Raw genomic sequence first — 25036 nt, forward strand, 5'->3', positions numbered from 1 at the left:
ATGCGCTTAACTGAACAAGAGATTACGAATGCGATCTGTGTGAGTGTTGCACAACGCAGAATGGTTAAGCCAACTGACGTAGATGTATCTATGATGTGGGATGAGGATTATGGCTTCTCTGCTGAAGTTTATGTAAGTGGACGCAACCAAATTCTTGTACAGGCTACCATTCTGGAAGCAATCGAGCAGTATATGTATCAACAATATGATCAACGTATCTTCCGAGATCAAATTCAATTAGTATTAGATGAGGAAATTGTAGCCGATATTCAGCAAAGCTACTAATCTCCTCTAAGATAGAAAAAGCTGATCATTGCCTTGTATTAGGCGATGATCAGCTTTTTTTGCATACTTTTTTTATTTTTTAGGGAGCCATATATTGCTTCACGATATCCCAATCTGCAGCATTGTAGTTGCCCATGTGCCATAATGACACACCTTGCAGCTGATAATACTTCGCTAGCCACATCTTCTCCGCAATACTCTTCTTATCTTCATACCAGATTACATGAGATCCGCGGTCGTCTTGGAACGTAATTTGCTCAAGGAAGTATGGGAGCATGAACTCAAGCTTGCTTCCTGCCTTAACTGCACGTTCTTCCACTAGATTAATAGCTGGATTCTCTAAGCTTATCTTTCCATCAGGGCTTGTGATCCACTGATTCGCTTGCTTGGATATACCAAGTACAAGTTTCTCTTTCGGAATGACAGATAAAGCGGTTTGAATGGCATCGTTCACTAACGGGAGTGGCGCAGACGGTAGCTTACTGTCTTTGTGCGTGTAATCATAAGCCATTAGAATGACTTGATCAGCAATTTGTCCGATCTGCTTCATATCATAGCCTTTATACCAATCTGTAGGTGGAACAGCTACGGATAATGTATACCCTTTAATTGCCGATTTCACATCTCTTAAAAAGCTCGTATATGCACCCTGCTCTTCTACTTTTAACAGGCCCTCAAAATCTATCGAAATACCATTAAAACCATATGGATTATTGCTAGTTAATAGATCATGAACCGACCCAATAAATGCTTTCTGTGCAGCTTGATCGGTTAAGAATGAGCTTAGACGATTGTCCTTATTATCAGCGTATATCATGAGTTCTTTGCGATTGATATTGTAGGATTTCGCCTTATCCATCGCTGCTTGCCAGCCATCTGGAACAGCGAATGGCGCTGTCTTCATATCTAAACTTGCAGAGCCGCTTCCGCTGTACGCCAGTTGCGACCAACCGAACTTCACGTCTTGCAATAAGCTCATTTTGTCAACATTACTATAGGATTGAATGGCATAGAATCCGACACCTTGAAGCTGATGCTTCTCAGCCGCAGTATTCATTACACGTTCAATAATGGCTGCCGCTTCTTTCCGAGTTAAAGAATCTTGAGGACGAAATTGCTTCTGCTCATCCCCAACAATGATACCTAGTGAAGATGAATAGTAGAGTTCTGGCTGATTCGCATCTTTAATCTTAGTGCCATCTACAAATGCACGACTTGTCTTCTCTGTTTGCCAACTTGTTTGAAGCCATTTATCTCGATCAGCAGCCGTTAGCGATTGAAGTAAGAACTTTCCTGTAAGTACCGCTACTTCTTCTCTCGTAATCTCTTGACTTGGCTTGAATCTGTTATCTACGATAATATCATCTAGCAATCCTGCCGAGAATGCTTGCTGGATATAAGAATACGACCAATGCGCAGGGTCGCTTACATCCTGTATTGACATGGATTTAGTAGTTTGGCTAGACAGTGTTGAACTCGATGCCATCAACATCTTGACGAACGCTTCTCTTGTCACAACACCGCTGCCTTGGAACGTACCGTTGCCAGTACCCGAGATAACACCTAATGCTGAAAGCTTGTATATACTAGCTGTAGCCCAATCTGTCCCTACATCCATAAAGGTGTTCATCTGTGCCTGATATGCGAGAGCTTCACTACTTCCAAGTAGTGTCATCGTTGCAAATATTGCTAGACTTGCTTTCTTTAGCATAGTTTCCTCTCCCCTATCCGTTTCCGTTTAGTGGGCGCTTTCTTTGCCCTCTTTGTCTTCATTAGAAAGACCTAATACTTCAATGACTTTAAAAAAGATCCCGAAGATGATTGCAATTACAGTTGCAAGCCCCATGCCTTTTAGTACCAAATGCCCCCATGTAAATGTAAAGCCACTTAGTCCTGCTGCAAATACAATCGTTGTTAAGAATAAATTCGTCGGCTTGGAATAATTCACCTTCGTCTCAACCAACATGCGTAGACCCGATGCAGCGATTACTCCGTACAACACCAAGGAGATTCCGCCCATAACTGGTGTTGGGATCGTCGTAATTAGTGCAGCGAACTTACCTAGGAATGATAAACACACCGCAAGTATTGCCGCGCCGCCAATTACCCAAGTAGAGTATACTTTTGTAATCGCCATAACCCCGATATTTTCCCCATAAGTTGTATTCGGAGTAGAACCGACAAATCCAGAGATCATGGTAGAAACCCCGTTACCCAATAAAGAGCGGTGTAAACCCGGGGATTTAGATAAATCACGTCCTACGATATTGCTTGTTACGATCAAGTGACCAATATGCTCAGCAACAACAACAAGTGCGGCAGGAGCAATGATTAGGATACTTGATAAATGGAACTCTGGTTTGTAGAATGTTGGAACTGCGAACATAGGAGCATTCCTAACTGCTGTAAAATCAACAATTCCGAAATACCATGCTGTCAAATAACCAACAACTACCCCAATTAGAATCGGAATAATCTTCAGGAACCCGCGGAACATCACAGAGCCGATAATCGTTACAAGCAGTGTAATCATTGCGACTGTTACAGAAGTCGAATCCATTTGCCAATCTGAAGCACCTGTTGTATTAATTAATCCAGCCATACCTGCTGCAGTTGGGATCAATTCAAGACCGATTACCGCTACGATTGCCCCCATCGCCGCAGGAGGGAAGATCACATCGATCCACGATGTCCCGACTAGCATAATTATTAAGGCAACTACTACAAAGATCCCACCTGTAATAATAAATCCACCAAGCGCATTGTTATATGAGCCTTGCGAGATCACTAATGTAACAGGTGAGATAAAAGCAAAACTTGAACCTAGAAATGCTGGTATCTTTCCTCTACAAATAAAGATGTAGAGCAACGTCCCAAATCCATTCATTAGTAGAATCGTAGCTGGGTTGACTTGTAGCAAGATCGGTACTAATACCGTCGCCCCGAACATAGCGAACAAGTGCTGAAAGCTTAGTGGAATACTTTGAATCAGCGATGGACGCTCGTCCACCTGAATAACACGACTCATGAAGTGCCTCCCTTTACATTTTCGTCAATTTTTTTCCATACATATAAATAAGCCTTCCCTAATGTAAGGAATGATACGAAAAAAAGCAATCCTTTTTTACAAAAAAAGCCGCAATTTCGACACAATGTGAGTTTGTCTAACTATTTCATATTCGAAACCTCTCTAATGACCTCGCAAGTTCTTTCCAGCACATAGGAACCATTTTGCAATCATCCACATAAATCGCCTTTAAATGCTTCGACAACCCCATTAATTGATCTTCGATCAATACCTCTTTAATTTCGGAAGACTTGGAGGGATAGATTGGGTCTGTACGCTTTTGAAAATCAGATAACGGCACATACATCTGGGGACTTTTGCGATACGTACAATGCTTAGGAAACCGCGGTGAGCTGCCAGAATCATATTTGGAAAGTTTCACTTTTGGATAATGATCAGAAAGTAATGTGTAAGCATCAAACTCTAGAATCGCAAAAGCTCCCTCAGGTTCTCTACGTGTGTAAGTTTCAAGCATTTTCTTGCAATCGCGTATTGTTGGCCAGAGAAAGACATGACGATCCAAATTCGCTCGGAATTGTTCCAACGTGCAAGAGGGGTCGATCATCATTTCAGGAATTCTTAGGTGTGAATTAATCGTTACCGTATAATCCTGAACCTGCACTTCACGTGGCTGCAATCGCCGTTCTCCAATTTCATGTGGATACAGCAGATAACTGGATAGCAAGCTGTCCAAGTGAGCGATCACAGGCAAATTACTCACTCTTGTAAAATGATACAGCGACTTTCTACCCATTGATTTCGTAATGGTCGTTAGAATCGATTGTTCCAAGGTAATCGATACTCCTTCCCTTTGTATTATTGGTGCTCTCGATGCAGTCATTAATTTGGGTAGTATAACCAAAGTTTTATTGATGCACGAGGCGATACAATTAATTTTCTATCCGATTGATTTTTTTCACTCCTAATGAAAGTGGTCTGGATTTCTTAGCTGTATTTGGAAAAACGATAAGTGACCAAGTACCATGGGTTCTGCGTGTACCAAGACGCCAAGATGTCATTGATACCGCTGCTTATGAGAAAAAAGTACTTGATCTTGTATCCAAACATCTTCCAGTTAGCGTTCCGAATTGGCAAGTTCACACATCCGAGCTAATTGCCTATCCCTTATTGGAAGGCGTGCCAATAGCGACGATCAATCTAGTAATCCAAAATTATGAATGGTATTTGGACTCAAGCAACTTGCCGCAAGTATTCAATCAATCACTAGTGGAGGCAATGGTTGCCTTGCACCGGATTGATCATGAAGAAGCTAGACAAGCAGGCATTCGAGTTCACAATTCACAAGAAGTCAATGGCTGCAAAGATGAATAAGATCAAGCAAACATTCGGTGTCTCTGAAGCATTATGGGGTCGCTGGCAAAAATGGCTCGCAGATGAATCGATGTGGCCGACACATTCTTCATTTATTCATGGAGACCTACACCCTGCTCATATTCTTGTTACTCCAGATGGACGTGTAACCGGATTGTTAGATTGGACAGAAGGTGAAGTAGCTGATCCTGCAACTGATTTTGTCATTTTCTACTTCTTATTCGGCGAAGAGAAGCTAGCTGAGATGATTAAGTTATACGAGCAAGCTGGCGGTAAGACATGCCCACGTATGCAAGAGCATATCATTGAGCTCTCTTCTGCCTATCCGATTGCTGTCGCATTGTTTGCAGAGCGTTCAGGACTTGAAGATTACTATGCAATGGCTCGTGCTGGATTTGGTGTAGACGAACATGGAAATGAACTTTCAACTGATTAATTTATTGTGAAATGACAAATGGTACTGCCCTTATGCACAAGGGTTAGTACCATTTGTTTATCCCTCTATAGGAACCATCACACTTCGGTATTCCTCCATTATCCGCGCGCCTACCTCTTCCAATGTAAACCGCTCCTGAATTGTTTTGGCACCGTATTGACCTAATCGCTTTAATCTAAGAGGAGCTTGAATCAAATTTGTAAGATCTTTGGTTAATTGTTCAACCGTAATCGGCCCGGTAGCTCCATGGTCACCAAAGTTCGCTTGACTGACTCGATTCATATTGGCTTTACGAACGATCCCACAATATCCTGCAACACCAGCGGCTATTACTGGTTTTCCACAAGATAGTGCCTCCATCGCCACACGCCCTGTGCCTACTACTACATCTGCTGCATGATACGCGCGCTGAATATTCGGTATTGCCATACGAACAATAATTGCTTGTCTGCCTAATCGACGGTTCACATTTGCTGCTAACCTATTCAATTTCAATCGATTGTGCGGAGCTCCAGCGCCGAATATAACCGCTACATAGCGCGGATTGTTCTTTGCTACTTGTTCAGATGATAATACCATTTTGACAGCAATCGGAAACTTATCGGGTGACACCCTGCCTGCGTAAATTGCAAGCTGCGCTTGTGGCGGCAATGCCAGCGAATTTCGGGCTTTCAACTGCTGTGCATTCGGTTTGAAGAAGGTCGTATTAATACCATTAGGAATATACACAACTTTACCTCTGGCATCATGAACACTCTCCATCAACCAACTAGATAAATTCTGAGATATGACGATCAGACGTCTTGCAACTCTTGCAATAGATTGAAGTGCAACGCGACCATGGTACGTTCCATGAATTGTAGCGATTATCGGCTGTGCATGTTTGGCATGCAAAATAGATGCATATCGATAACTTTCTGTATCATGCGCATGAATCAAATCGTAACCACCGTCATTAAGGATAGAAGACAGTACTTGCAATTGTGTACGCATCAAATTTCGATTGGGAGGAAGCAGATGAACCTGAATACCCGCTTGCACAAACTGCTTCAGCAATGGTCCTCTTCTTGAGGCTACTCCGACTTGAACACCATGAGCCATTAAGTATCTTGCGACAGACAGAATATATTTTTCCGTACCGCCGGTATTAAGCTTCGTAACCAACATCAACACTTTCATTATCCCATCATCCTCTATATGCAGCTCGCTCCAGTTGCGCAGCTCTCTTAAATTGATCTATCTTTGTAAAATATGCTGGAGCGATTCATTGAGTTTGTGCGAATTGATAGAATGGAATATTTTAATATAATAATCAAAAAGATGTTGTTGTTGCTAGATTCTGATACAATCATTCTCATTATCATGATTTGAGGAAGAAGGTCAGGCATCTTATGAAGAAAATTATGAAAAAGCTCGCATGGAGTGCTCTCATTGTTATTATCCTTGCTGGCGCATATTTCGGTATCATGAGTTATAAAGTGATGTCCACATGGAAAAATGCACATGGAAAGCCGAGTGATTGCATGATTGTACTCGGAGCTGCTGTATGGGATGGAAAGCCAAGCCCTGCTATGCGAGAGCGACTAGATATTGCGATCCAGGTGTATAACGAGAAGCTAAGTGAATTTATTATTGTATCTGGCGGTAAAGGTGCCGATGAAGAGATCTCCGAAGCTGAAGCGATGAAGACATATCTTGTCGATAAAGGTATACCTGCATCCAACGTTATTCTGGAGGATCAGTCTCGCAACACCTTCGAGAATTTGTCTAATAGTAAAAAAATCATGGAAGATCATCAATTTGAGAATGCTATCCTTGTTACTCATGGGTTTCATGCGCTGCGTGCTTCTATGATGGCAAATGCAATTGATATTCGCTCAACTGTCGAACCTGTTCAAATTGAACCTATTAACTTAAAGTACTATGTATTTCGTGAGAGTGCAGGGATTGCTGTCTTTGAAACGTACCGACTTATCGATAGCGTGATTGGAACGAACTTAAAAGCGAGATAAGGTTCGAAGAATGCAACCATATAGAAAAAGGACAGGATCCGGGCTTTTAATTCGGATGTCTGTCCTTTATTACTTACATGTGATATTTACCAGTCGGTGTATTCAACATCCATTCCAACATCTCAATTCGAGCTTGCAACTCTTAAAATTCATTAGGATTACTAGCTTGATCGGTTCTTTGCAATGCAACATCTAACTGCATCAACATGCGCTTAACTTGATCTTCGGTTCTCATGCTGTCTCATTCTATATCGTGTCCGTTCCCTTTATTTTCATTATGAATGATATTTCACTTGTTCTTGGATGATGTACGCGATCCTTGCAATTATTAATACTCTACAATTTCAATGCACGTTCACCCTTAGACTTCTTCGGCCAGATCAAGTAGCTAAACGACCAGACGAAATCGATCGCAAGTACCACGCCCCATAGTTGAATTATACTCATCAAACTTTCCGTGCGGGCAGCATCTCCTACGAAATAGATCATCCCGTACAACATACCAACGCCAATTCCACATCCGAGTAGGTGGAGCGCCCACATTTTACATTCATACATCGCATGTTCAAAGCCAAACTTCGGTTTCCCCTTAGGCTTCGGACCACCCGCGAAGCGATGTGCGAATCGTTCATCTGCCCATTTGATCATCCGATGACCAAATGCGACAGATACACCGATATATATGGCTGCTACTCCATGCATTGTCGTCGCAACCGCCCCCTGACGTAAATCCATCACAGTAGCAACTGCGAGTACAAGATCCACTACTGGAGTCAATAGTAGCAATATTGCGCCAATTCTTTTCATACGAAGAATATAACGGAAGAATAATCCACCGAGCACGAACACCCAAAAGCCAATTTCACATGCAATAATTAAACCTAACATCCGCTCTCCACCTCTTTTTTAATACATTTGTATTATTATGATGTGATTATTTTAGCACGATTGTACTATAAAAACAACGGTGATATAATGTCCTTATGCCAAAAATCGTAGATCATGATGCTCGTCGGGAATTATTAGCAGAAGCCGCGTGGCGAATAATTCGCCAAAATGGACTCGAAGCAGTTTCTGTACGAAGTGTAGCAGATGAGGCTGGAATGTCCTTAGGTGCACTTCGTCATTATTTTACAACACAATCCGAACTGCTTGAATTCTCGATGCGGCTAGTCGCAGACCGAATTACAGAGCGTATTGGAAAGCTTGCAATAAATCACAATCCAATTGTGGAGATTGAAAATGCGATCCTTCAATTGGTTCCAATCGATGTGGAACGTTTAGCAGAAAGTGAGGTTTGGTTGGCTTTTGTCGGCAAAGCACTGACAGATCCTACTTTGAAATCATTAAACCAAGAGATGTATCAAGGCTTATCCGAGTTCAGCCAGATCGTCATTCGTGTCTATCGCCAGCTCGACGTCTTGAGACTCCATCTAGACGAACGACTTGAGGCAAGGCGTCTGCATGCTTTACTAGACGGTTTGCTCGTACATGGCGTCACGAATCCAGATAACTGTACGCCTGATGAGATTACACAAATCGTTAAATACCATCTAAGCAGTATACGTAAAGAAAACCAATAGCCCCCCTTCATTACGAAGGTCTATTGGTTTTTTCTATTTCAATGGTTGAAATGCAAACCTTGCCGTTCGACTAATAAGTCCAGGAAGAACCGATACATGCCCCTCCCCTTCAAACTCTTTGTACTCAACATGCATACCGCAATCCGCGTATCCGAATAGTCGCTCAGCTAAAGCTTTTGCATATTCATTCATACGGCTTGGATGGGATTGTTCTAGCTCTCCAGCCGTTATCAGTAAGTCTATCTTATGCGGATTAAGCTTCAATTGTTCTGTAAAATGCTGCTCCATCTCGCGAATCCGCGACTTGTTCCAATGTATCGAAGGACTTCCTGCGATATACGTCTGAAACGATGTGGAATGATTGAACAACGTTTGCAGAACGAACAATCCTCCTAGGGAATGTCCCCATATGGACTGCCTATTCTTATCAATGTTGCACATACTTTCAATTCTTGGTTTCAAGTCTTGCTCAATAAATTGAAAGAACGACTCTGCACCGCCCATTTCTGGCCAAGGACTTCCGTCATAGCTCTTCGGCAATTCACTAGGCTCCGTAGGCATTGTGAAATCATAGAATCGTGCTGGATTAAATGGTTCATCTGTCGGATAACCAATTCCAACGATCACTGCAGGGGTTACGCCTGTCTTCTCAGGTCGTCTGGATTGAACACGTACAGCTTCAACCATCGTACCAAATATCGCATTGCCGTCTAGCATATAAATAACCGGAAAACCAGATGGTGGTGGCACTTCACTCGGAGATGCAACAAATATCCGATACTCTCGACCGCTTTCTTTTGCAACCATCTGCCACTCTTTCGACCGTGGCATTCTCACCTCACAACCGCTCAATCCCTCGCCTAACTTCTCACGACCTATAAATTCTTGATCACTCATCCCACTTCCAACCTTTCCAAGTCATACTCTGCGTCCTCTTTGTCTATATAGCAGCCCGATGAAATACGGTACACCAATAATTGAAATCACAATTCCTACTGGAAGTTCAGCTGGAGCAAACACCATTTTGCCTATAAAATCTGCCATGGTAACTAGAATGGCTCCCACTAACGCACACATCGGAATGATTCGTCTGTGCGCATGTCCGACTAGCTGCTTCGCAATATGAGGTGCCATAAGTCCGACAAAGCCGATACCACCAGACACCGACACACAACCGCTGACGATCCCGATGCTGCATAATAGCAAGATCGCCTTTTCTTTTTCCGAGGCTACGCCAAGACTTAAGACTGTATCTTCTTTCAATTGTAAAATGTCCAAGATGTACGCCTTCCGAAGAATAAACGGAATTAAGATGAGAAGCCATGGCAGAATCGATACAATGTAGCGCCAATCTGCATGGTATACACTGCCAGAGTTCCACATCAGTGCCATTTCAAAGTCGTTCGGATTCATTTTTAAAGTCAAAAAGAGAATAACAGCTCCAAGTCCCGATGCAACCGCAATCCCGGATAATAGCAAGCGCTGTGTGTCCATACGGCCATTCTTCCAAGCGAACAAATAGATGATTACCGCAGCCGTTACCCCGCCAATTAAGCCGAACAACGGCATTGCCATTAACGACGCAAGACCCGCTCCCTTGATCTTTCCTTGAAAAAAGAACAAGAAAATGACGATGGCTGCACCTGCACCCGCGTTAATTCCGAGAATACCTGGATCGGCAAGTCCGTTACGCGTGACACCTTGAATGACCGCACCTGCTACACCAAGCCCCATACCAACGAGCATACTAATCAAAATTCGAGGCAAACGAAACTCCATAATAACAAGATCATATACAGGATTCGGCTCATATCGAAATAAAGTACGAAGGACATCGCTGACCCTCATATCGAACTCACCATTCGTCAAACTCATGTACATCGTAATTATCAGCAATATTAAGCCTATCAACATAGTCAGTTTAAGTGGTCGCTCTTTCTTCCTATGCATGTTTGCCTCCTCCCCTCGTCCGAACTAAATAAAGGAAGAACGGCACACCTATCAAGGAAGTAACGACACCAATTGGCGTCTCAAACGGATAATTCATGAAGCGACTTCCTACATCACATAGCGCCAAGAATAGACCGCCAAGTACACCTGAGCATGGAATAATCCATTTATAGTCCATCCCCGTTAAAAAACGAGCAATATGCGGTACGATGAGTCCTACGAATCCAATCTTGCCAGCCAGTGCTACGGAAATTCCTGTTAAGATCACAACACATGCGATTGTTGCAAATTTAATAACAGCTGTCTTTTGTCCGAGACCCGTTGCAATTTCTTCTCCCAAGGAGAGAATCGTAATGGAACGTGAAAGTAGAATCGCAATCACTATCCCCACGATGGCAAAAGGAATCGTAAGCTTCATTAGCTCTGGATTCATCTGATGTAGACGTGCGTTGTACCATAAGCTCACATTTTGTGAGATGTGAAAGAAAGTTGATACAGCTACGGATACACTACTTAAGAATGTACCGATAATCGTACCTAATATCGCAAGTCGCATGGGTGACAGTCCACCTGGCAGTAAAGATGCCATACCAAAAACCAAGACAATACTAAATGCCGATCCAACGAAGGAATACAAGATCATCTCCATTCCCGAAGCACCCGGCATCAGCACCATGCACAACGTGATCGCAAACACTGAGCCGTCAGATACACCCATAATAGAAGGGGACGCAAGGTCATTCCTTGTCATCCCCTGCATCAAAGCACCAGATATCGCTAGAAAAGCACCAATCATGAGCGCCCCGACTGCTCTTGGCAATCGGGAATGCATAATGATCTGATGATCCGCATTATCTGTATTAAAATGGAAAATCGCCTCGATCACAGTACTAAGTTCGATATTCTTCGCCCCGTATAGAATCGATAAGAATATCACTCCGACCATCAATATCGGTGCACTGCACAATATAAGTAAAGGTGAAGTTCTAGATCTTTTCATGATAAATGTCTCACTTTTGTACAAGCTTACTGTTCTTGATTGCTTCTAAGAAGGTCATCTTACTGTGTGCTGTACCACCTTGAAGTTCAGGATCTACGATATTGACAAACACATTTCCGTTCTTCACTGCATTGATGCTTTTCCAAATCGGATTATTCTGTAAATCTTCTAATGATTTAGGTTTGTCTTTATTCTCATCCTCTAAGAATTGAACAAAGATGTAATCCGGGTTCATTTCAGACAATTTCTCAATTGACACTAACTGCTGCGCTTTAGCTTGCTTCACTTCCTCAGGTACAGTTGCACCTAGGTCCCCATAGATCGAAGTGTTAAAGAATACATCTTGTGGATAGATAAAGGTACTGCCTGTACGAACGCGAAGCACCAGTACTTTCTTATCTTTAATGACTGGACCAATCTTCTCTTTAAGCGACTTGATCTCGTCTTGATACTTCTGTAATAGTTTCTTCGCATCCTCTTGCTTACCTGTTAGCTCCGCAAGTAAGTTCAAGTTCGCATCCCAATTCGTTGAAATGTGGGACACAGGAATTGTCGTCGCTACCTTGTTTAGTTTATCAATCATCTCTGCTGGGAATTTCGTGCTTGCTAGAATCACATCAGGTTTTAATTTTAAAATCGTCTCGATGTTCGGCTGTATTTTCTCTCCGATTTTCTCAGATTGAGCTGTAATCTTAGTGAATAGTGGTGAGAACTTGCCGCCAGATGTCATTGCACCTGTTGGCTTCACATCAAGTATAAGTGCATCTTCCATAGATTCTACAGAACCTGTAATGACGATTTTTTCTGCCTTCGCTGGAACTGTGTATTCTTTACCCAAGTACTGAACCGTTCTTGGTTTATTATCATTTGCTGCTGCAGGTGTGCTTGTGCTATTCGGACTGGTTGTTGAAGGAGCTGCTTCTTTCCCCCCACAAGCTGCTAAGCTAGCCGCCATCACAATCGTAAGTGCAGCAAATCCTAATTTCTTATACATGGACTTCCTCTCCATTTCTACTCCGCTGTATTTTATGTTGAGAATTATTATCAATTTAATGATAATCGTTCTCAATAGAGATTATAATGGACTCCTCTTCATCCGAACATGGACGATATCCAGAATTAATATGGACAATTTGATTTATCCACCAACTAAATGTCCCACAACATCACCAACCATGCGTGCGCATGCATAAGCGGAGTACTCTCGCCATGGGTCTGATGAGACCAGATAGACATGATTTTTGCGAACGGCTGTAAGGTCACGCCACATACGAGTAGCCTGCAGGGCTTGCCATTCATTTATAGAATCCTGCTCCTGACATACGTTAATAAACAGATGATCCGGATTAATCCGTGCAATTTGTTGTAAGGTAATGGGCTGTTTGCTCTGCTTCACATGCAGATCATTTCCGTCAACCAGCTGTATATCATGATAGAGCACATCATGAGCCCCTCGCGTTGGCGATACATAATAGTCATGTTTATGAATGCTAAGCATTAATGTCGTTTCACCTGCAAGTAAATGCTGAACACTTTCTCTTACTTCCACAACTCGGCTATCGTACCTATGAAGCCAGTCGTTTGCTTCTTTCACCGTTCCAAGCTGCTCTGCGATCTGTAACATTTGAGCGCGCCAGCTGCTTGCTGCTGAAATATAGAACACATTCGTGAGCGATTCCAATTGCTCTTGTTCATGTGCCATCAATTTGTCCCGATCACATATGAGAAGATCGATCTGAGCGGATCGAAGCAATTCCATATTCGCTTCCCAGTCTTGGTTGTATCGATATGCACTAAGGTGAAGGGGGATATCTGTACGGTAAGTGTCATAATAATAGCTGGTCCATTTGGGATGAAGTGGAGCTGCATAGGGATAAACTTGCATCGCTAACAAATGACCGAGTATGGATGGTGAATAGGCTGCAATACGCTGTCTACGCTTTTTCACATAAGCGGAAGGTGAGATCCCAATATTTTTTTTGAATTTGCGGCTAAAATAAAACTCATCCTGATACCCAACCTGATGTGCAATATCTCGAAGTCTGGCATCTGTCTGTGTCATTAGCAGCTTCGCATGCCCCAATCTCACATCGGTAATGTAATCACCTATACTTCTCCCGTATGTTTTCTTAAATAAATCAACAAAGTACTTTGCACTCAGCTCTGCAACACCAGCTAATTCATCTACAGTTAGAGCTTCTCCATAATGAACATCAATATAGTTCTTGGCACGATCTAATGCGGTATGAGAATCAGATTCAGGCTGCAATCGAACATTTTTCAATAAAGAATATAGAAGCTCTTGAAAAATGGATTGCCCACGATATCGTTCGAGCGGAAGCTCACTTGAATAACTTGAGTTCATATTCTCACAAAGCACAATGGACTGCGTATCTCGATGAATAGGAAGCTCCCCTTGCAAGTGAAGAAAGTTGGGGGGCACTGATCCGTCGTTGTCCCAGGATACATCGAATGTAATTCTGTATATTTCCATGTCCCTGCCACTTTGCGACTTCAGTCCAGCAGTCTGACCAGGAGCGGCAAAATGAACGGCATCTTGGCGCAAGCGATAATTCTCATAGTCCAGGATGAGGTGGCCTTCCCCACTTTTAAGCACATAAAGAACATGCGAATCCAGTAATTGTGGTTCCACTTCCGTTATATGTAAAACCTCGACCCCTTGAAGCTTGCACCATAACTTGTCCAGCTTCTTATAAAGTTCATGAACTTGAATAATTGGATTAAACACGTTGAACACCTCAAAATATGCGAATGATAATCATTATCAGTAATGAATGTAGCATAGAGTTGTTAGATGGTCAATTGCAGATCCTGTAAGTATGCAAAAGAGACCGGTCTCCAAATGAGACAGATCTCTGTAAAAATTAGATGTAAATTATATTAAATCAGCTTGTTGTAGTAATCTTTGAACTAGTAAAACTGCTTCTGCTCGTGATAAATTTATCTTCGGTGCAAGTTCAGTAGAGCTAACTCCGGTAACGATACCTGTCTGCAAGCCATTAATCATAGCTTCTTTTGCCCATGAAGAAACATCCTTCATATCCGTATACGATCCTTCTACTACTAAGGAGGATTTAACCGAAAGATTGTATGAATCGATTGCTCTTTGCAGTATTGTAATAGCTTCTTCTCTGGTTAGATTATTTTCAGGTAAGAATCTTCTATCCCCGCCACCTTTAATCATTTGGCGGGCAGCAGCTGTATAGACCGCACTATTGTACCAGTCGGTAGCAAGAACATCTACGAATGGAGATTTCCCATCTTCCAGTTTCAAACCTAATCCTCTAGTTAAAATAGTAACGAATTCTGCACGAGTGATTGCTTCATCTGGATGAAATAAGTGACTCTCATTGCCACTTACTATCCTGCGTGTTCCCATATCGTCAATTGCTTTTTGAGCCCAGTGATCTGACACATCTTCAAAATTTACTGAAGATGAAATTAAAGCATAAGTACTATTGAATAAACTACTAACGGTTGCCACTAGCTGCCCTTCTTTAAAGCTAACTTTAGTTGGTACTTGTCGAACTGAACCATTTGGTTCAATAACAATTCCTGTAATTATGCTCTTTGTATCAGCGGAATTAGGAATAGCGATGTCACGTTTAACAAATTTATTGAAATTGAACTGTTCTACGATCGCCGATTGATGAATTGCCCTCACTGTAAAATGTATGGGCTCCGAGATCAAAGTGAAATACCCGCTAGCTGCTGCTTGTGCGGTAAGTTTCTTATCTTCTACTGTTCCATTCGCAATCTCAATCTGAATCTGAACATCTTCAGGAGATAGTGAATTACCTAATTGATCAACAAAATACTGCCAGTTGATCTGGTCGGCAGGAACTTCATAGTTAGCATGATCTGCTTTCAATTGGATAACTGCTTGCTTCTTTGCCAAATCGCCTAATAATCGACCATCCAGTTCAATGTTCGCTACATCAAATTTTTGTCTTATCGGTATAGTGATTACAGCATGAGATTTACTTTTTGCTACAAAGTCTGACAGTACTTTAGTATCTATCTTGATATTATGAAGGGTTTGATTATTTCTTACTGACACCGTGTGAGTTCCTGCAAGCTTTCTCTTATCATTAATTAAGATCTCATATGAATTAGGGTGAGCAAGATTTGGAGCAGAATCTGAATTTGACAAGGATACGGATGGTTCATTCCATTTATCAGTCGGAACTTTGTCTTCTTTATGATGCTCCTCAATTGGAGGAGCAGTTGGTATTACAGTATTTGATTCACTAGACGTCTTACCTACACCTTTTCCATTAATTGCCCGAACTTGAAATGTATATAGCGTATTATTAGTTAAGCCCGTCACTGTTATCGGACTCGAAGCACCCTTTGCAACCACTGACCCTGAATGTAAGACTTCATACTCTTTAATCGGACTTCCACCGGTATCAGTTGGTACATCAAAAGTAATTGTTACTTGCCCATTTCCCGCTGCAGCTTGAACATTCGTAGGAGCATTTGCGACTGTGGATGGTGTAGTAAAGTTGACTTCATTTGATCGCTCACTGAATGTAAGACCATCTCTAGTGGCAACTACATAATAATAGTAAGCCGTACCCTTCTTTAACTTTGATTTATTGATAAATAATTGATTTACATTTCCTGATACTTTCATTACTAATCTACCATCTGCTTGCGGTGTAGGACTCTCATAAACAGAATAATACTTAATCTGACTATCTGAGTTCCAGTCGAGTATGTAGAAGTCATTGTTACTTTTATCATCCATAGCAAGAATTGGAGCAGCAGGAGTAGTTATTGAACTAATATCTGCAGCTGTTAGCGTTATCATTGTGAATTTCTTAATAAGTTGATTCGTTTCTACTTCATATACACCAATGTATTTATTCTTCAGGGCATCTACACCGGCTAGATCCTGCCCACTCACATATGTTTTCAAGCTAGGATCGGTGTTAGGTATTGCTTCTCCCTCACTAGGTGCTGACATGACTTGATCCGATATTTTTACCACAAGCGAGTTCCCAGAGTCTATTAATGCTGTAATTGCGGTTGTACTTGTCATCTTGCCAGGTGATACTGTTGTGGATAACACAGGAACTGCCGCAATACTCTGATCAATAATCGTGTTCGAGATTGGTTTTTCAATTACTTGAACTGCATACACATTTGAATGCATTGCCCCCATGAAAGCACAAGTTGTAAGCAGAACAGAGATTTTTTTCTTCATTATTTCTCTCCTTTACAAAAAAAAGTTTTCATATTTATCAGATTAATGACATTAATCTTTTAATACATTAGGATTGTACATGATATTAACATTTAATTCCACATAAAACTTTTAGTTCTTTCGAACACTAAGAAGAGTAATAGCAACCTTTTCAAACGAGATGACGTATAATAATTCAGACTTCTTATTTACGAAATATACAGGAAATCACAAGGAGGACAAGCAATTGAAGCGATTCATGATCGGGCAGTACGGAGGTTTTGATTATTCGAAGTTTAGCAAAGACTTCAGAAGTAACTTCTATGGAATTGAGAATTGCTTGTTTGAAACTACTGAAGATGAGCTAAATCTTGTGAAAGAAGCTAGAGAACTTTCGTTTCAGATCGGTGTACACTATCCTTTTCGCGCGAATCCATCGCGATTGCGGGACGCTCCCTTTCTAGCAAGTGATGTTCAATTACGCGAAGAGGCTTTTGAACATGCTCTTGAAGAAATAGAGTATTTACAGCGTATTCAGCCTGAATATGTGCTCTTTCATTATCCGAAGCCAGTTATACTAGATGATCGCGTCGATTGGTCGAGATGGAGATTTACCGATTCGCGGGAGTATGTGAAGGAAAGCAACTATTCGTACGAGGAATTGGTTCAGCGAACCGAGACACTTTTCCAATGGCTTACCAAGCAAAGTGAACGTTTCAGCTTTATCCCTGTCTTGGAATTAGACGCTTTGAACAGATACATATATGAAACAGATTTTCTAGAGAAATTGCTACAAAAATACCCCGCGATTCGCCTATGTCTGGATACAGGAAGATTATACTCACAAGAAACGATTGATCCTAACTTCGATAGCCGGCAGATCATTCGTACGTATGCCAAGTATGCACACAGCATTCACTTATGGAATTTTCAATTCATTAATGGAGAAATCAAGAATCATCGTTGTCCGGTACTACCTGAACATGACCCTATTGATGGGTGGGCACCAATCGAGGAATACTTGACTATCATTCGCGATGAAAATCCTGATGTGCGTATCATGTTCGAGCATAACTCGAGTCTCATTAGTGAGGAAAAACTTGAGGAGTGCTACAAGTGGGTGGAGCGAATGCTTCATTATAATTCTGTAAAAATTTAACTATATTTCATAATCAAAAGAAGCAGAATAACCTATTGGTTGCACTGCTTCTTTGTGCGGTAAAATACTCCCCTCGAGGGAACGACATGACGAACGCTAGCTAAACTTTTAATCTGACATAAATAATACTTTCACGCGTTCATTCAATAGATTGACTATTAAACTCCTCCACACACTTCTTACAAATACACACTTTGCCGCGTTGCTCTGCTGGAATTTGTTCGCGGAGCTCCATTGGCACTTTCAGATGGAAACACCAGCAATTGCCGTCACGTACCCCACATTCATTATGCTCACCGCATAGTGGGCACTTCTTCTCATCGATCTTATTATGTACTTCCACAATAGATTCTCCCCTAGCTCTATCTAAATTCAATGTTCTTTCAATGCATTAGGATCAGTCAGTACGATAGTAAGCACCCAAGCAATTATCCCACATAACCCAATTAGCATTAGTTGAATAACTTTCCAAGTCGTTGAAAATGGCAGTTCGTTAAATACAAACTTCAGCACGATATAAAATATTTGACACAATGAACTAAATACTAAAAACTGTACGATCCGAAGCTTAATCTGCAATTCCTACACCCCCGTACGTTGCATTTCAATCCGATCCTGTTTTGCTTCCCACAGCTTCACTTTCCAATAAACCCCAAGTACAACCTAAGTAAACGACTGCGCGATAATAAACGTATTAGAATTAATAAATACATCATTCGTATAAGCATTAATAATATGGGTGTTCTCCACCCTGCCTTCAAGCAAACCGAACACATTTACGATCTTCCGATACAAACCATAAATCGAAATTTCCAGCAGAAGAAATTGCATCAACAGATAAAATGGCTGTGTCGTAACCCGAATAAACTTCTGATCTCTGAGCCCAGCAATAACTATCATCCCGATATACACGATCAATGTAGGAATAGCGAAAAACCACAATATAATCGCTGGATTATCATCCCCATCTACCATACCATATCTTGGTACTTACTAATTGAAATAACATATTTTGCATCAGCCTCGGACATACTATTCCAAGCTAATTATGACAACGAGGGGCGTATACAATGAAACGAAAATCTTTAGCTACGCTAGGTCTAAGCATGATGCTGTTTGCAGCAAGCACCCATATCTCACATGCACAAGTGGCACGAGAGTCACTACTGCTTCCATCTAAATCAATCACACAAGTTCTCGCTGAGCCTGACGATTCTTACCTCAGAGCCATGGAGGAAGACGCAATCTATACGTTGCTCTACCCATATACGCAACAAGCAATTCGTAATGAGTTTGGCGGCTCAAATCGGCAATTCCAATGTCCAACCATCCTGAAGATAACGAAACGTGAGGCGGGCTCCTACTTTATGGAGATCACGTTGCAAGTCGAAACCTTTACCGGTGCACATAACCCGCCTTATCACGATGTGATTCTGACCGTTAACAACTACGGACGAAACTGGAAATTAGTTGGCACGAGTTCTCGTCTTAAACAAGCAGGTGAAAGCAGACAGTGCCGCGCTCCAGTATAAATTATTTTTCAGGGATACACAGAAGTAAGTGCTCAACCAATTTCTCAGGTGCTGAGAAGAACGCGGAATGATCCGTATCCAAGACAAATACTTGCTCGAAAGGCAAAGAAGCAATGATTCTCTTCTGGAGATCGTTGGATAACGCTTTGTCTTTCAAGCATTCAATATAGTACTTTGGAACACGTCCAAAGTTATCTGAGCTCAATGAGACAGCAGCCTCCAAGATCGCTGTGGCTTCATTCCCCACTAATGATGCTGCTCGTTCATAATCCTCTTCCGAACAATCCATATAAAATATTTCCCGAAGTGCCTCTTCACGAATCGTACAAGACAATCGATCCTCTGCCATAACCATATTCGGAAACACAAGCGCTCCTCGATCTGTCATCGCAAGCCCCATTAAACTTCCGCCATCGAGTGGCATAAATGCTGACAAATATACGAGTGATGCGATTTTATCAGGTCGATATTCAGCAGCTTGCGTAATCACAACCCCACCCATACTATGACCGACAAGGATCACAGGCTCACTCGCCTCATCTAAAACGCGAACAACCTTATCTACATATGTAGCAAGGGACATCTGATCCAGCGGAGTCTGATCGTCTCCATGTCCAGGTAAATCTATGGCTTCAACTTCATGTCCAGCTTGTGTGAGCAGCGGCTTCACCTTGTCCCAACACCACTTCCCATGCCATGCACCATGAATCAACACATACTTTGCCATTCTCTCTTCCCCTCCCAAGCTAGGATTACTCGCACCAGACTATTATACATTTAATGGAAATCACCATCAATCAAAAAAAGAGACCTGCTTCTTTAAACAGATCTCTTCCCCTATTATGCTTCAAAAGGACTTTCCAACAGCGTGATCGCATTTGCACTTGGATCAAGTTCAAACTTCACACCAGCGGCAGGATCACCCTCGGGTCTGTATGTCCGAAGTCTACATCTACGACAATCGGCAGATCAGATGCACCAAACTCACCTTTTACAACATTCACGATCATCTTATGTAGCTCTGCATTTTCCTCTGATGTGTAATCCTTCGCTCGACCGAACATAATCCCCTTCACCTTGGAAAATAGTCCTTGCATGCCGTAATTGCGCAGCATATATCCGATTTGATCCGGAGTAGGCTTTTCCTCTGATGTTTCGAAGAATAAGATTTTATCATGCCAGGAATCTGCGTCCGGCCAGTATTTTGTAGACTTCATAAATTCTAGTACTTCAATACAGCCGCCCCAGAGATAGCCCTCTACAGCTGTATCCCCTTGCAAGTAAGTCCATCCTGATTCATTGCTAATAAATTCCTTACATTGACCCGCGAATTCTGGTTTGCTCCAGTCCAAATATCCTTGTGTATATGACGCATATGGCTGATAGGAATAAGGATAGTCGCTACCGAACAACACTGCTTTTACATGCTTAGTATACGTTTCCGGCAGATGCTGCATCTGAGCAAATCCTGCTAGAACAGATGAACCATAGAAAGTCACCATCCCCAGCTGATTCAAGTACGTTAAGAACGTTGTTGCATCTGAGAACCCCATGATCATCTTCGGATTGTTCAAGATTAGCTCTGTATCTAGATAGGGTAAGATCCGAACTGATTCATATCCGCCAATGGATGCGATAATGCCATCAATCGAATCATCTTGGAAACAAGCGTTAATATCGTCTGCCCGCAGCTTCGGATTCTGATATAACTCATCCGGTGACATACGCGCTGTCGGCATTTCGACAATCTCAAACCCTAGAATATCTCGTAAATTTTGCAAACCTAGTTCATAGTTTTCAGGGAACAAATAAGGTAATCCACTCGAAGGGGATATAATTGCGATTTTTGAACCTGGTTGTAGTTTTCTTACTTTTTTCATATCGTTGCCCCTTTCATTTTTAAAATAATTCTAAACATTGTAGCGAATAAATTATCCTTATACAAGGCATTTTATTTATTTGATTAAATATTTTCATTGCACTTGAAAATATTTTCCAATTTCTTCATAATAGAAATGAAGGACAACCTTAAATCATGAAGGAGCGAATCGAATGTCAGTAAATGTATATTTTAATTTCAATGGAAACACACGTGAAGTTGTAGAGTTCTATGCGGAAGTATTCGGAATCGAAGACCCGCAAATCATGGCATTCGGTGATGTCCCGGCTGACCCTAATCATCCCCTCCCTGAGGGAACTCAGGATCTCGTCATGCATGCAAACCTCAAGATTTGCGGCAGCAGCGTCATGTTCTCCGATGTATTCCCAGGCAGACCTTTCACACATGGAAATAATATTACGGTAGCAATCGTCCATGACAATGTGGAAGAATTGCAAAGCTATTTTCATAAAATGAAAGCAGGCGGTACCATTGAAATGGAATTACAGGAAACCTTCTGGAGTAAATGTTACGGCAGCCTAGTAGATAAGTTCGGAATTAACTGGCAGTTTAGCTATCGTAACGAAGAAAATCCTCTCTAACTTTCTAACAAAGAAGCACCAAACCTTTTAGATCACTCTAATCGATTTGGTGCTTTTCAAATTTATATTGATTACGATGAAGGAGAAGATTATGAGCACGATTGCACACACGCCAAAACCACCTTATTATGCAGTGATTCTCACATCTGAACTTACGGCAGGGGAGCATGGCTACGGGATCATGGCAGACAAAATGGTTGAGCTTGCTGCTGCACAGCCCGGTTTCCTCGGAATTGAAAGTAGTGATCGGAATCAAGAGGGTCTAGGCATTACTGTATCTTACTGGGATTCGTTAGAGTCCATTAAGAACTGGAAAGAGAACTCCATGCATCAAGTCGCCCAAGATAAAGGGAAATCCGTATGGTATAAGCGGTTTGGACTTCGCGTATGTAAAGTGGAGCGGGATAATTTTTTTGAAATGTAAGTTGATATTCTAGTATCCTATATATGAGAAAAAGACCAGTCGCTCATTAAAGAACGGCTGGTCTTCCTTTATGCCTTCATAGCTTGTGTTAGCGCATATAACTTCTGCATGGTGTTCCAATTGCGTGTGGTTTGCGGCATGAGCTTCTGGAACTTCTTCGTTAATTTGGATTCGTGCATCACGCCCTGATAATACACATAAACTTCACGATCGATAATATGATACAGATCTTGTCCTTGCTCAACTTCTGGCATTTTATCATAATCCGCCTGAGTTGGAGCAACGCGCAGCATTGTGATGTATACTTTCTTCCCACCTGCCAGTTGATCCTCGGAAAATGGACAAGTTGCGATAATCCCTTTAATCTCTTCGTCTGTTCTTAGGATCACAGCAATCTGGAGACCGAACGTATTGGATATCCCTTGCTCCAGTTTGGATTGAATTGCATCCATACTTTCCTCAGATTCAAACAGGATATTACCGCTGTTGATATATGTCTGAACCCGCTCATATCCCAATTGCTCGAACATTTTCTTCAGTTCAGCCATCTTGATCATATTATGACCACTAACATTAATTCCTCGTAACAAAGCGCAATAAATAGCCATACACGCACCCCACCAGCTTATTTCATCAACTTATTCATCGTAACTAGAAGTTCATTGATGACCTCATGGTCACCGTCTTGGATGCGTTCAATGATGCAGCTCTTCATGTGATGTTCAAGCAATAGCTTGCCAACGCCATTTAGCGCAGATTGGATAGATGATACTTGATTGAGTACATCATCACAATACGTGTCCTTTTCAATAAGACCTTTAACTCCACGAATTTGACCTTCAATTCGATTCAGACGATTAATTAAATTGCTCTTTATTTTATCGGAATGATGACTTTTACGGTGACTGCAACTGGAAGAGTCCAAACTTAATTCTTCCTGGACAGAGTCTTCATTTTCCATGTTCATAATCCCCAATCCCTTCTACCTATATAAAATTGATTATAGCATAGCTCATCCATGCAATAAATAAGGGAAAACGCCACTCCTCGAAAGAAGTGACGTCTTCTGATTAAACTAACCTATTCATTCAAGTAAGTGGTAACACGGTTCTGAATCATTTTCGCAACTTCATCTACCGATTTCTGACCATTAAAGTATGCAGATGCTTCTTCAAAAAGAATGTTTACAATTTTACCATCCACTTTGGACACTGTACCTGCGTCGTTTACCATCGCTTTCAGCGAATCTAAATCTACTTGGGAGAGTGGTTTGGCAACCTTCCCACCATTAAGCTGCATAGGATCTTTCGTAAGCGCATCTTGAATCGCATCAAATTGCGACTCAACGACACCTTTGTTCATCGCAAAGCCATTTAATTCTGGCGAACTTTGCATCTCTTCAGAGAGTAAGAACTTCAAGAACTCCCAAGATTCCTTCTTCATTTTGGACTTAGAATTAATCCCCAGAATGCTTCTGGAGGAGAATGTAATGCCCTTATCCCCTTCACCAACTTTAGGTTGACGATATACTTTACCTTCACCGCTGGATACACTTTGCGGATACAGGATCAAGCTGGATACAGAACTTGCAGTCCAGTTCGTGAAGTACTGATCGCCCCAATGTGTATTCTTATCGGATGCTACTTTACTTTCGAACATCGCTTTAACTTGCTGCATCATTTTCTTAAAGTTAGCTGTATCAAAGTCGGATTTATTGTTCGCCTCATCGACATATGTTTTATAGTCATTCTCCAGCAAGTCCAACAATAAGCCTGTAGGCTGTACATTCGTCATCGCGAACTTATCTGGTGTGCCGTCACCGTTCTCATCCTTCATCATCTTAGTCGCAACTTCTTTAAACGTATCCCATGTCCAAGTTTTATCATCGAATTTCACACCCGAATCTTTAACTCCTGCTCCATCACCAAGCATCATGTTCAGCGTAAAGCCAGTCGGCATTCCGAATAAAGAACCATTCACCTTATAAGCGTCCATGATATTCGCATAGTAGTTATCAACTTGAAAAGAACTATCTTCCTTCATCATTGCTGACAAGTCTTCAAGCACTTTCTTCTCTACATATTTATTTACTGGCAAGTTTTCCAAGGAAATTAAATCCGTCCCTTTACCCGATAGAACCTCTGTGTTTACTGTATTCAAATATTTCTCGAAAGCCGCTTGGTCCATTCCTTGACCGCCGCTTTCACCAGCCACATATTGCTTAATTTGAATGTCGATATCCGGGTGAAGCTGTTCATATTTTTGCTCCGCTAATTGTAAGAACTTATCCGCTTGAAGTACTGCTACCGATATTACCTTCTTACCGTTAGAATTCCCATCTGCTTTGGAATCTCCACCGCTGCAAGCAGCTAAAGAGAATACTAGTAATGCGCCACTCAGCGCAGTCATTGCCATTCGTTTCATCTTTTGTACTCCTTTATATCCATATCTTTTTCTATATATCCCCATGTTACAACCATCCTGTGGACTCAATATGGTAAAAGTGTGGAATAAGTATGTAATTCCCTTTTCCATTAAAAAAACGACCCCTAAGCGTCATCTC

28 protein-coding genes are annotated in these 25036 nt (G+C 41.7%); 9 read left to right on the forward strand and 19 right to left on the reverse strand.

All coding sequences use genetic code 11. The annotated features are described in order from the left end of the window. Complete coding sequence (locus tag NV379_RS03125; protein ID WP_258205806.1) at positions 1 to 285, forward strand: DUF2653 family protein; 285 nt, start codon at positions 1 to 3, stop codon at positions 283 to 285. 79 nt (positions 286 to 364) lie between these two features. Here NV379_RS03125 and NV379_RS03130 read toward each other — a convergent pair whose 3' ends face one another. The 3 genes from NV379_RS03130 to NV379_RS03140 form a co-directional block, all read right to left on the reverse strand. Next, positions 365 to 1996 (reverse strand): glycosyl hydrolase family 18 protein, encoded by a 1632-nt coding sequence (locus NV379_RS03130; protein ID WP_258205807.1) that lies wholly within the window; start codon positions 1994 to 1996, stop codon positions 365 to 367. 27 nt (positions 1997 to 2023) lie between these two features. Then, on the reverse strand, positions 2024 to 3313 hold the full coding sequence (gene uraA, locus NV379_RS03135; RefSeq protein ID WP_258205808.1) for a uracil permease: 1290 nt from the start codon (positions 3311 to 3313) through the stop codon (positions 2024 to 2026). 145 nt (positions 3314 to 3458) lie between these two features. After that, a complete protein-coding gene (locus NV379_RS03140; protein ID WP_258205809.1) occupies positions 3459 to 4142 on the reverse strand; it encodes a DUF7002 family protein in 684 nt (227 codons plus the stop codon). A gap of 116 nt (positions 4143 to 4258) precedes the next feature. On the opposite strand from NV379_RS03140, the gene NV379_RS26025 reads away from it, so the two are divergent. Beyond that, the gene (locus tag NV379_RS26025) at positions 4259 to 4684 is read left to right on the forward strand and encodes a phosphotransferase (protein ID WP_308860238.1); all 426 of its coding nucleotides are present in this window, start codon (positions 4259 to 4261) and stop codon (positions 4682 to 4684) included. Further along, positions 4614 to 5120, forward strand: coding sequence for a phosphotransferase (locus NV379_RS26030; protein WP_308860239.1), 507 nt, complete (start codon positions 4614 to 4616; stop codon positions 5118 to 5120). The genes NV379_RS26025 and NV379_RS26030 overlap by 71 nt, the downstream gene beginning before the upstream one ends. A gap of 57 nt (positions 5121 to 5177) precedes the next feature. Here the strand turns inward: NV379_RS26030 and NV379_RS03150 are convergent, their stop codons facing one another. Beyond that, positions 5178 to 6299: a glycosyltransferase family 4 protein gene (locus NV379_RS03150; RefSeq protein ID WP_258205810.1), complete on the reverse strand. Its 1122-nt coding sequence runs from the start codon at positions 6297 to 6299 to the stop codon at positions 5178 to 5180. Positions 6300 to 6511: 212 nt separating this feature from the next. On the opposite strand from NV379_RS03150, the gene NV379_RS03155 reads away from it, so the two are divergent. Further along, positions 6512 to 7132 (forward strand): YdcF family protein, encoded by a 621-nt coding sequence (locus NV379_RS03155; RefSeq protein ID WP_258205811.1) that lies wholly within the window; start codon positions 6512 to 6514, stop codon positions 7130 to 7132. A 336-nt stretch (positions 7133 to 7468) separates the two neighbouring features. Here the strand turns inward: NV379_RS03155 and NV379_RS03160 are convergent, their stop codons facing one another. Next, on the reverse strand, positions 7469 to 8020 hold the full coding sequence (locus NV379_RS03160) for a hypothetical protein (protein ID WP_258205812.1): 552 nt from the start codon (positions 8018 to 8020) through the stop codon (positions 7469 to 7471). Between the two features lie 95 nt (positions 8021 to 8115). Here NV379_RS03160 and NV379_RS03165 point away from each other — a divergent pair, with 95 nt between their 5' ends. Further along, positions 8116 to 8715, forward strand: a complete 600-nt coding sequence (locus NV379_RS03165; protein WP_258205813.1) for a TetR/AcrR family transcriptional regulator — start codon at positions 8116 to 8118, stop codon at positions 8713 to 8715. Positions 8716 to 8748: 33 nt separating this feature from the next. On the opposite strand, the gene NV379_RS03170 is transcribed toward NV379_RS03165, so the two are convergent. From NV379_RS03170 to NV379_RS03195, 6 genes are all read right to left on the reverse strand, one after another. Continuing rightward, on the reverse strand, positions 8749 to 9612 hold the full coding sequence (locus tag NV379_RS03170) for an alpha/beta hydrolase (RefSeq protein WP_373426066.1): 864 nt from the start codon (positions 9610 to 9612) through the stop codon (positions 8749 to 8751). Positions 9613 to 9633: 21 nt separating this feature from the next. Continuing rightward, entirely contained in the window at positions 9634 to 10665 is a 1032-nt protein-coding gene (locus NV379_RS03175) for a FecCD family ABC transporter permease (RefSeq protein WP_258205814.1), read from the reverse strand. Further along, the gene (locus tag NV379_RS03180; RefSeq protein ID WP_258205815.1) at positions 10658 to 11665 is read right to left on the reverse strand and encodes a FecCD family ABC transporter permease; all 1008 of its coding nucleotides are present in this window, start codon (positions 11663 to 11665) and stop codon (positions 10658 to 10660) included. Before NV379_RS03180 ends, NV379_RS03175 begins: the two co-directional genes overlap by 8 nt. A 10-nt stretch (positions 11666 to 11675) precedes the next feature. Continuing rightward, a complete protein-coding gene (locus NV379_RS03185) occupies positions 11676 to 12659 on the reverse strand; it encodes an ABC transporter substrate-binding protein (protein ID WP_258205816.1) in 984 nt (327 codons plus the stop codon). Positions 12660 to 12803: 144 nt separating this feature from the next. Next, complete coding sequence (locus tag NV379_RS03190; RefSeq protein ID WP_258205817.1) at positions 12804 to 14414, reverse strand: ABC transporter substrate-binding protein; 1611 nt, start codon at positions 14412 to 14414, stop codon at positions 12804 to 12806. A gap of 147 nt (positions 14415 to 14561) precedes the next feature. Further along, positions 14562 to 16898 carry an S-layer homology domain-containing protein gene (locus tag NV379_RS03195; protein WP_258205818.1) on the reverse strand — a complete coding sequence of 779 codons (2337 nt, stop codon included), beginning with the start codon at positions 16896 to 16898 and terminating at the stop codon, positions 14562 to 14564. Positions 16899 to 17124: 226 nt separating this feature from the next. Here NV379_RS03195 and NV379_RS03200 point away from each other — a divergent pair, with 226 nt between their 5' ends. After that, positions 17125 to 18036, forward strand: coding sequence for an IolE/MocC family protein (locus tag NV379_RS03200; protein WP_258205819.1), 912 nt, complete (start codon positions 17125 to 17127; stop codon positions 18034 to 18036). Positions 18037 to 18175: 139 nt separating this feature from the next. Here NV379_RS03200 and NV379_RS03205 read toward each other — a convergent pair whose 3' ends face one another. The 3 genes from NV379_RS03205 to NV379_RS03215 form a co-directional block, all read right to left on the reverse strand. Further along, positions 18176 to 18379 carry a cysteine-rich CWC family protein gene (locus NV379_RS03205; protein WP_258205820.1) on the reverse strand — a complete coding sequence of 68 codons (204 nt, stop codon included), beginning with the start codon at positions 18377 to 18379 and terminating at the stop codon, positions 18176 to 18178. Between the two features lie 29 nt (positions 18380 to 18408). Then, the gene (locus NV379_RS03210) at positions 18409 to 18615 is read right to left on the reverse strand and encodes a hypothetical protein (protein WP_258205821.1); all 207 of its coding nucleotides are present in this window, start codon (positions 18613 to 18615) and stop codon (positions 18409 to 18411) included. 84 nt (positions 18616 to 18699) lie between these two features. Next, the gene (locus tag NV379_RS03215) at positions 18700 to 19011 is read right to left on the reverse strand and encodes a hypothetical protein (RefSeq protein WP_258205822.1); all 312 of its coding nucleotides are present in this window, start codon (positions 19009 to 19011) and stop codon (positions 18700 to 18702) included. Between the two features lie 95 nt (positions 19012 to 19106). Between NV379_RS03215 and NV379_RS03220 the strand changes: the two genes are divergently transcribed. Continuing rightward, entirely contained in the window at positions 19107 to 19568 is a 462-nt protein-coding gene (locus NV379_RS03220) for a DUF3888 domain-containing protein (RefSeq protein WP_258205823.1), read from the forward strand. A 1-nt stretch (position 19569) separates the two neighbouring features. On the opposite strand, the gene NV379_RS03225 is transcribed toward NV379_RS03220, so the two are convergent. Both NV379_RS03225 and NV379_RS03230 read right to left on the reverse strand, forming a co-directional pair. Then, on the reverse strand, positions 19570 to 20295 hold the full coding sequence (locus NV379_RS03225) for an alpha/beta fold hydrolase (RefSeq protein ID WP_258205824.1): 726 nt from the start codon (positions 20293 to 20295) through the stop codon (positions 19570 to 19572). Between the two features lie 175 nt (positions 20296 to 20470). Further along, complete coding sequence (locus NV379_RS03230) at positions 20471 to 21448, reverse strand: S66 family peptidase (protein WP_258205825.1); 978 nt, start codon at positions 21446 to 21448, stop codon at positions 20471 to 20473. Positions 21449 to 21620: 172 nt separating this feature from the next. Here NV379_RS03230 and NV379_RS03235 point away from each other — a divergent pair, with 172 nt between their 5' ends. Continuing rightward, positions 21621 to 22049 (forward strand): VOC family protein, encoded by a 429-nt coding sequence (locus NV379_RS03235; RefSeq protein WP_258205826.1) that lies wholly within the window; start codon positions 21621 to 21623, stop codon positions 22047 to 22049. 91 nt (positions 22050 to 22140) lie between these two features. After that, positions 22141 to 22473 (forward strand): antibiotic biosynthesis monooxygenase family protein, encoded by a 333-nt coding sequence (locus NV379_RS03240; protein WP_258206201.1) that lies wholly within the window; start codon positions 22141 to 22143, stop codon positions 22471 to 22473. A gap of 68 nt (positions 22474 to 22541) precedes the next feature. On the opposite strand, the gene NV379_RS03245 is transcribed toward NV379_RS03240, so the two are convergent. The 3 genes from NV379_RS03245 to NV379_RS03255 form a co-directional block, all read right to left on the reverse strand. Next, positions 22542 to 23081: a DUF1697 domain-containing protein gene (locus tag NV379_RS03245; protein ID WP_258205827.1), complete on the reverse strand. Its 540-nt coding sequence runs from the start codon at positions 23079 to 23081 to the stop codon at positions 22542 to 22544. A gap of 17 nt (positions 23082 to 23098) precedes the next feature. After that, positions 23099 to 23434: a metal-sensitive transcriptional regulator gene (locus tag NV379_RS03250; RefSeq protein ID WP_258205828.1), complete on the reverse strand. Its 336-nt coding sequence runs from the start codon at positions 23432 to 23434 to the stop codon at positions 23099 to 23101. 119 nt (positions 23435 to 23553) lie between these two features. Continuing rightward, a complete protein-coding gene (locus tag NV379_RS03255) occupies positions 23554 to 24897 on the reverse strand; it encodes an ABC transporter substrate-binding protein (RefSeq protein WP_258205829.1) in 1344 nt (447 codons plus the stop codon). Positions 24898 to 25036 lie beyond the last annotated feature (139 nt).

Origin of the sequence: Paenibacillus radicibacter (genome assembly GCF_024721995.1) — a bacterium.
Taxonomy (GTDB): Bacteria; Bacillota; Bacilli; order Paenibacillales; family NBRC-103111; genus Paenibacillus_AM; species Paenibacillus_AM radicibacter.

What these genes read in the sequence shown, in the direction of transcription:
- NV379_RS03230 (WP_258205825.1), bottom strand. Translation starts at nt 21,448, where the DNA reads ATGAAAAAAGTAAGAAAACTACAACCAGGTTCAAAAATCGCAATTATA.
- NV379_RS03170 (WP_373426066.1), bottom strand. Translation starts at nt 9,612, where the DNA reads ATGAGTGATCAAGAATTTATAGGTCGTGAGAAGTTAGGCGAGGGATTG.
- NV379_RS03215 (WP_258205822.1), bottom strand. Translation starts at nt 19,011, where the DNA reads ATGGTAGATGGGGATGATAATCCAGCGATTATATTGTGGTTTTTCGCT.
- NV379_RS03195 (WP_258205818.1), bottom strand. Translation starts at nt 16,898, where the DNA reads ATGAAGAAAAAAATCTCTGTTCTGCTTACAACTTGTGCTTTCATGGGG.
- NV379_RS03235 (WP_258205826.1), top strand. Translation starts at nt 21,621, where the DNA reads ATGTCAGTAAATGTATATTTTAATTTCAATGGAAACACACGTGAAGTT.
- NV379_RS03160 (WP_258205812.1), bottom strand. Translation starts at nt 8,020, where the DNA reads ATGTTAGGTTTAATTATTGCATGTGAAATTGGCTTTTGGGTGTTCGTG.
- NV379_RS03125 (WP_258205806.1), top strand. Translation starts at nt 1, where the DNA reads ATGCGCTTAACTGAACAAGAGATTACGAATGCGATCTGTGTGAGTGTT.
- NV379_RS03180 (WP_258205815.1), bottom strand. Translation starts at nt 11,665, where the DNA reads ATGAAAAGATCTAGAACTTCACCTTTACTTATATTGTGCAGTGCACCG.
- uraA (WP_258205808.1), bottom strand. Translation starts at nt 3,313, where the DNA reads ATGAGTCGTGTTATTCAGGTGGACGAGCGTCCATCGCTGATTCAAAGT.
- NV379_RS03255 (WP_258205829.1), bottom strand. Translation starts at nt 24,897, where the DNA reads ATGAAACGAATGGCAATGACTGCGCTGAGTGGCGCATTACTAGTATTC.
- NV379_RS03185 (WP_258205816.1), bottom strand. Translation starts at nt 12,659, where the DNA reads ATGTATAAGAAATTAGGATTTGCTGCACTTACGATTGTGATGGCGGCT.
- NV379_RS03130 (WP_258205807.1), bottom strand. Translation starts at nt 1,996, where the DNA reads ATGCTAAAGAAAGCAAGTCTAGCAATATTTGCAACGATGACACTACTT.
- NV379_RS26030 (WP_308860239.1), top strand. Translation starts at nt 4,614, where the DNA reads ATGAAGAAGCTAGACAAGCAGGCATTCGAGTTCACAATTCACAAGAAG.
- NV379_RS03220 (WP_258205823.1), top strand. Translation starts at nt 19,107, where the DNA reads ATGAAACGAAAATCTTTAGCTACGCTAGGTCTAAGCATGATGCTGTTT.
- NV379_RS03250 (WP_258205828.1), bottom strand. Translation starts at nt 23,434, where the DNA reads ATGGAAAATGAAGACTCTGTCCAGGAAGAATTAAGTTTGGACTCTTCC.
- NV379_RS03155 (WP_258205811.1), top strand. Translation starts at nt 6,512, where the DNA reads ATGAAGAAAATTATGAAAAAGCTCGCATGGAGTGCTCTCATTGTTATT.
- NV379_RS03240 (WP_258206201.1), top strand. Translation starts at nt 22,141, where the DNA reads ATGAGCACGATTGCACACACGCCAAAACCACCTTATTATGCAGTGATT.
- NV379_RS03165 (WP_258205813.1), top strand. Translation starts at nt 8,116, where the DNA reads ATGCCAAAAATCGTAGATCATGATGCTCGTCGGGAATTATTAGCAGAA.
- NV379_RS03150 (WP_258205810.1), bottom strand. Translation starts at nt 6,299, where the DNA reads ATGAAAGTGTTGATGTTGGTTACGAAGCTTAATACCGGCGGTACGGAA.
- NV379_RS03225 (WP_258205824.1), bottom strand. Translation starts at nt 20,295, where the DNA reads ATGGCAAAGTATGTGTTGATTCATGGTGCATGGCATGGGAAGTGGTGT.
- NV379_RS03175 (WP_258205814.1), bottom strand. Translation starts at nt 10,665, where the DNA reads ATGCATAGGAAGAAAGAGCGACCACTTAAACTGACTATGTTGATAGGC.
- NV379_RS03245 (WP_258205827.1), bottom strand. Translation starts at nt 23,081, where the DNA reads ATGGCTATTTATTGCGCTTTGTTACGAGGAATTAATGTTAGTGGTCAT.